Raw genomic sequence first — 4,931 nt, 5'->3', positions numbered from 1 at the left:
CTGAGACACGGTCCAGACTCCTACGGGAGGCAGCAGTGGGGAATATTGGACAATGGGCGAAAGCCTGATCCAGCCATGCCGCGTGTGTGAAGAAGGCCTTCGGGTTGTAAAGCACTTTAAGTGGGGAGGAATGGCTCTTAGTTAATAACCTTGAGCAGTGACGTTACCCACAGAATAAGCACCGGCTAACTCTGTGCCAGCAGCCGCGGTAATACAGAGGGTGCAAGCGTTAATCGGAATTACTGGGCGTAAAGCGCGCGTAGGCGGTTGTATAAGTTGGAGGTGAAATCCCCGGGCTCAACCTGGGAATTGCCTTCAAAACTGTACGGCTAGAGTGTGGGAGAGGAAGGTAGAATTCCAGGTGTAGCGGTGAAATGCGTAGATATCTGGAGGAATACCGATGGCGAAGGCAGCCTTCTGGCCTAACACTGACGCTGAGGTGCGAAAGCATGGGGAGCAAACAGGATTAGATACCCTGGTAGTCCATGCCGTAAACGATGTCTACTAGCCGTTGGGGGACTTGATCCTTTAGTGGCGCAGCTAACGCATTAAGTAGACCGCCTGGGGAGTACGGTCGCAAGACTAAAACTCAAATGAATTGACGGGGGCCCGCACAAGCGGTGGAGCATGTGGTTTAATTCGATGCAACGCGAAGAACCTTACCTGGCCTTGACATGTCCGGAACCCTGCAGAGACGCGGGGGTGCCTTCGGGAATCGGAACACAGGTGCTGCATGGCTGTCGTCAGCTCGTGTCGTGAGATGTTGGGTTAAGTCCCGCAACGAGCGCAACCCTTGTCCTTAGTTGCCAGCACGTAATGGTGGGAACTCTAGGGAGACTGCCGGTGACAAACCGGAGGAAGGCGGGGACGACGTCAAGTCATCATGGCCCTTACGGCCAGGGCTACACACGTGCTACAATGGTCGGTACAAAGGGTTGCTAGCCCGCGAGGGTACGCTAATCTCAAAAAGCCGATCGTAGTCCGGATTGGAGTCTGCAACTCGACTCCATGAAGTCGGAATCGCTAGTAATCGCGGATCAGAATGCCGCGGTGAATACGTTCCCGGGCCTTGTACACACCGCCCGTCACACCATGGGAGTTTACTGCACCAGAAGTAGGTAGCTTAACCGCAAGGAGGGCGCTTACCACGGTGTGGTCAATGACTGGGGTGAAGTCGTAACAAGGTAGCCGTAGGGGAACCTGCGGCTGGATCACCTCCTTAATCGAATTCGATGACTTCTTCTGCAAGAACCCACAACAAGTTGTTTGACTAAATAAGCGTTACCCGGGCTTAGAGGGCCTGTAGCTCAGTTGGTTAGAGCACACGCTTGATAAGCGTGGGGTCACAAGTTCAAATCTTGTCAGGCCCACCACTAAGTTACGGTCTGCGGTGCGAATGCGGGGCCATAGCTCAGCTGGGAGAGCGCCAGCTTTGCAAGCTGGATGTCGTCGGTTCGATCCCGACTGGCTCCACCACTCAGTCGTGAAAGCGGTTGTGAGCGAAGCGAGAGAGTTCAGACATGAATGGTAGAACCATTGATGTCTGGGTTTTCGAAAGAAAATCTGAATGTTGACCGGGATGACCGGCAGCATGTTCTTTAAAAAGTGAATTCGAGTCTGGGAATCGCAGAAATGCGATTCTTCAAATAGAGAACTGAGTCAAGCGACTTTGGTACTTTAGGCGTTGATCGGACCTTGAATCGGAATGTTTGGATGCAAATCCAGGCAGACTGTTTGGGGTTATATGGTCAAGTGACTAAGTGCACACGGTGGATGCCTTGGCAGTCAGAGGCGATGAAAGACGTGGTAGCCTGCGAAAAGCTTCGGGGAGGTGGCAAACAACCTTTGATCCGGAGATGTCTGAATGGGGAAACCCACGCGGGGTCAATGCCCGCGTATCATTAACTGAATCCATAGGTTAATGAGGCGAACGGGGGGAAGTGAAACATCTCAGTACCCCTAGGAACAGAAATCAACCGAGATTCCGTAAGTAGCGGCGAGCGAACACGGACCAGCCTCCAGTCTTTAGCATCAGCGTTAGTGGAAGCCTCTGGAAAGTGGCGCCATAGTGGGTGATAGCCCCGTACACGAAAACGATGGTGTGGAACTAAGTCTGGGACAAGTAGGGCGGGGCACGAGAAACCCTGTCTGAATATGGGGGGACCATCCTCCAAGGCTAAATACTCCTGACTGACCGATAGTGAACCAGTACCGTGAGGGAAAGGCGAAAAGAACCCCGGCGAGGGGAGTGAAATAGAACCTGAAACCGTGTGCATACAAGCAGTGGGAGCCCCTTCGTGGGGTGACTGCGTACCTTTTGTATAATGGGTCAGCGAATTATTCTCAGTAGCAAGGTTAACCGTGTAGGGGAGCCGTAGGGAAACCGAGTCTTAATAGGGCGTCTAGTTGCTGGGAGTAGACCCGAAACCGAGTGATCTATCCATGAGCAGGATGAAGGTGCCGTAACAGGCACTGGAGGTCCGAACCCACTGTCGTTGAAAAGCCAGGGGATGACTTGTGGATAGGGGTGAAAGGCTAATCAAACTCGGTGATAGCTGGTTCTCCCCGAAAGCTATTTAGGTAGCGCCTCGGACGAATACCCACGGGGGTAGAGCACTGTTTCGGCTAGGGGGTCACCTCGACTTACCAAACCGATGCAAACTCCGAATACCGTGGAGTAATATCCGGGAGACAGACGGTGGGTGCTAACGTCCATCGTCAAGAGGGCAACAACCCAGACCGCCAGCTAAGGCCCCAAATTCCTGGTTAAGTGGGAAACGATGTGGGAAGGCATAGACAGCTAGGAGGTTGGCTTAGAAGCAGCCACCCTTTAAAGAAAGCGTAATAGCTCACTAGTCGAGTCGGCCTGCGCGGAAGATGTAACGGGGCTCAAACCAGGAGCCGAAGCTGCGGATGCACACTCTGTGTGCGTGGTAGGGGAGCGTTCTGTAAGCCGTTGAAGGTGTGTTGAGAAGCATGCTGGAGGTATCAGAAGTGCGAATGCTGACGTGAGTAACGATAATGGGGGTGAAAAACCCCCACGCCGAAAGACCAAGGGTTCCTGCGCAACGTTAATCGGCGCAGGGTGAGTCGGCCCCTAAGGCGAGGCTGAGAAGCGTAGTCGATGGGAAACCGGTTAATATTCCGATACTACTCATTATTGCGATGGGGGGACGGAGAAGGCTAGGTATACCGGGCGTTGGTTGTCCCGGAGAAAGGTTGTAGGCAGAGATTCTAGGCAAATCCGGAGTCTTAATGCTGAGAACTGAGACTAGGTCCCACGTGGACTGAAGTTACTGATGCCATGCTTCCAAGAAAAGCCTCTAAGCTTCAGATAGTGAGTAACCGTACCCGAAACCGACACAGGTGGTCAGGTCGAGAAGACCAAGGCGCTTGAGAGAACTCTGGTGAAGGAACTAGGCAAAATGGCACCGTAACTTCGGGAGAAGGTGCGCTGCTGCGCGTGAAGGGCTTGCCCCGTAAGCGCATGGCAGCCTCAGAAACCAGGCCGCTGCGACTGTTTATTAAAAACACAGCACTCTGCAAACACGAAAGTGGACGTATAGGGTGTGACGCCTGCCCGGTGCCGGAAGGTTAATTGATGGGGTTAGCGAAAGCGAAGCTCTTGATCGAAGCCCCGGTAAACGGCGGCCGTAACTATAACGGTCCTAAGGTAGCGAAATTCCTTGTCGGGTAAGTTCCGACCTGCACGAATGGCGTAACGATGGCGGCGCTGTCTCCACCAGAGACTCAGTGAAATCGAAATAGCGGTGAAGATGCCGTTTACCCGCGGCTAGACGGAAAGACCCCGTGAACCTTTACTGCAGCTTGACATTGAACTTTGATTTTACTTGTGTAGGATAGCTGGGAGGCTTTGAAGTGCGGACGCTAGTTCGCATGGAGCCGACGTTGAAATACCAGCCTGGTAACGTTGAGGTTCTAACCTAGCCCCCTTATCGGGGGTGGGGACAATGTCTGGTGGGTAGTTTGACTGGGGCGGTCTCCTCCTAAAGAGTAACGGAGGAGCACGAAGGTGCGCTAATCACGGTCGGAAATCGTGAGGTTAGTGTAAAGGCACAAGCGCGCTTAACTGCGAGGCCGACAAGCCGAGCAGGTACGAAAGTAGGTCTTAGTGATCCGGTGGTTCTGTATGGAAGGGCCATCGCTCAACGGATAAAAGGTACTCTGGGGATAACAGGCTGATACCGCCCAAGAGTTCATATCGACGGCGGTGTTTGGCACCTCGATGTCGGCTCATCTCATCCTGGGGCTGAAGCAGGTCCCAAGGGTATGGCTGTTCGCCATTTAAAGAGGTACGCGAGCTGGGTTTAGAACGTCGTGAGACAGTTCGGTCCCTATCTACCGTGGGCGTTTGAGACTTGAGAGGAGCTGCTTCTAGTACGAGAGGACCGAAGTGGACGTACCTCTGGTGTTCCGGTTGTCACGCCAGTGGCATTGCCGGGTAGCTATGTACGGAAGGGATAACCGCTGAAAGCATCTAAGCGGGAAGCCCACCTCAAGATTAGGTCTCACTGGAGCTTTAAGCTCCCTAAAGGGTCGTTCGAGACCAGGACGTTGATAGGTTCGGTGTGGAAGCGCAGTGATGCGTGAAGCTAACGAATACTAATTGCCCGTGAGGCTTGACCATATAACACCCAAGCAGTCTGTTGCCAAAGGCAACGACAGGCCGGGATACGCTGAAGATCAAAGCGCTTGACGCGTTCTCTTGCAGACAAAGACTCGAATCACGAATTTGGACGGCTGCGAAAGCAGTCAGGTCCGCCGAATTGCCTGGCGACCATAGCGAGTGTGAACCACCTGATCCCTTCTCGAACTCAGAAGTGAAACCACTCCGCGCCGATGATAGTGTGGCATTCGCCATGTGAAAGTAGGTCATCGCCAGGCACCTAATGCACGAACCCTCAACCGTA

The 4,931-nt window shown here is 53.4% G+C and carries 2 tRNA genes and 3 rRNA genes; all 5 read left to right on the top strand.

Annotated features, from left to right (window positions below):
* A 16S ribosomal RNA gene (locus tag C5O18_RS06550) occupies positions 1 to 1,222 on the top strand; the annotation flags it as partial.
* Positions 1,223 to 1,296: 74 nt separating this feature from the next.
* Positions 1,297 to 1,373, top strand: a tRNA-Ile gene (locus tag C5O18_RS06545).
* Between the two features lie 27 nt (positions 1,374 to 1,400).
* Positions 1,401 to 1,476 (top strand) — tRNA-Ala (locus C5O18_RS06540).
* Positions 1,477 to 1,746: 270 nt separating this feature from the next.
* Positions 1,747 to 4,648, top strand: a 23S ribosomal RNA gene (locus tag C5O18_RS06535).
* Between the two features lie 142 nt (positions 4,649 to 4,790).
* Positions 4,791 to 4,905, top strand: a 5S ribosomal RNA gene (gene rrf, locus C5O18_RS06530).
* Positions 4,906 to 4,931 lie beyond the last annotated feature (26 nt).

This window comes from Amnimonas aquatica (genome assembly GCF_002943415.1).
GTDB classification, from domain to species: domain Bacteria; phylum Pseudomonadota; class Gammaproteobacteria; order Pseudomonadales; family Moraxellaceae; genus Perlucidibaca; species Perlucidibaca aquatica_A.
Note: the sequence above shows the minus strand (reverse complement) of the source record. Positions and strands in the feature narration are given on the sequence as shown.